Source organism: Mesobacillus sp. (genome assembly GCF_049588175.1).
In the GTDB taxonomy this organism is placed as follows: domain Bacteria; phylum Bacillota; class Bacilli; order Bacillales; family Cytobacillaceae; genus Mesobacillus.
Genome location: NZ_JBAVFI010000357.1, coordinates 1 through 1,537, shown reverse-complemented (window position 1 = coordinate 1,537; position 1,537 = coordinate 1). Strand labels below are relative to the sequence as shown.

The 1,537-nt window shown below is 38.9% G+C and carries 2 protein-coding genes; one reads left to right on the top strand and one right to left on the bottom strand.

All coding sequences use genetic code 11. The annotated features are described in order from the left end of the window. Positions 1-808 (bottom strand): M20/M25/M40 family metallo-hydrolase (locus WB217_RS08890; protein WP_423992641.1); only part of this gene is annotated, 808 nt, incomplete at its 3' end. Between the two features lie 281 nt (positions 809-1,089). Here WB217_RS08890 and WB217_RS08885 point away from each other — a divergent pair. Then, the coding region (locus tag WB217_RS08885; protein WP_423992639.1) for a hypothetical protein at positions 1,090-1,537 on the top strand (448 nt) is incomplete at its 3' end.

Genomic DNA, 1,537 nt, shown 5'->3' with positions numbered 1-1,537 from the left:
GTCCCGCAGCTTTAAAAACAGTAAGGTCTGTGTCATTTGGCATCAGCTTATATAAATTATAAATAAATGAATGAGCCACGGGTGTCGGTGCAGCTTCAACAAACTGTTTTACAAACCAACCATTTTGATCACTCGTTTCAAACATGAACGAAGGACCTTCATTTCCTCGTGCCTCAAAATTCAGCACCAATCCAACATCTTTTACGAAGGGATGTTCTTCAACAAATGCCTTTGCTCCGAGCATCCCATTCTCTTCACCATCTGTTAAAAGGATAATGACGTCGTTTTGAAGGGATTTCATTTCCTTTAATGCTCTGACCGTCTCTAAAATAGCAGAAACCCCAGCTCCATCATCGGATACACCTGGACCTCCCGGCACCGAATCATAGTGAGCAACAAGCATGATGGCTTTCGAAGAATTCGTTCCTTCTATTTTGGCAACAATGTTCTCGATTGTTCCTCCTGCAATCCATGAGCCAGTATCATGAAGTGAATTTGCTTTTTGAATTTCAGGATTGACTCCTAGTTCTTCTAAAACCCCCACCAAGTAGTCTCGTACTCGATCATGTTCTTTCGAACCAAGAGGATGTGGCGCAACAGCAAAATCCTCTAAATAGGAGAAGGCTCTTTCTGCAGAAAATACAGTTGTAGCAACACTCGCAGGTACAACTTTTGGGGACTGTAACTGTAATAAACTCACAAAAATTGTTCCTAAAATAATGGCGATAACAGAAATGAAAATAAGGACCGATCTTTTAGTATTTTCATGAAATGTTTGTTTTGTATCACTTGATGGTAAATGTGCCAATCAATTCTCTCCTTTATGGTGAAAAACTTAAATATATAATCAAAATATGCATTTTTATTATGGATTAGAAAAGGTCATACCTCATAGTGAATTACGTCATATAGTGGTCATATGACTTTTATGACTTTGGAAAAAGGAGAACGAGAAAAGCTTGTTGAATACAGCTAGGATCGAACTTTTAATGAATGAAGGAGTTATAAATGCGTCCGATACATAATGAAACTCATTGGGTGTATAAAACCGCCCAAATAACAAGGACTGGTTGGTTTGCATTCCATTTATTGATTTTGATTTTCTTCCTGACCTCTATGCCATTCTTTTGGCTCGTATTGCTTTTGTTCTTTGCCGCATTTCTAACTCCCATTTGGTCTGGATTTAAAAAAGCTAGTTTTGATTTTAAAAAATATCCGTTACTTGAATTGATTTTTAGTGGATTGTTCTTGATTGTAGGCTGTTACTTTTTTGGAGAGTATTCGTCTTTTTTGGCCTACCCTTCACTCTGCGCAGGTATTTATAGCAGGCCTGGGAAGGAAAGATGGGTTTTATGGGCCGGCTTTTCCATTGCTCCTTTTATCGCGATACTCGCAGTGGGATTAAACCAGTTGGGGATGGGTGTTATTGATGGACTATTTTTCTTCGGTGTTGGATTAGCCATTGCTAAAGTGCTTGAAGCAGAGAAGAAAACGCAAGTGTTACTGGAGGAGAACCGTCGGCAGAATCAACTTTTAG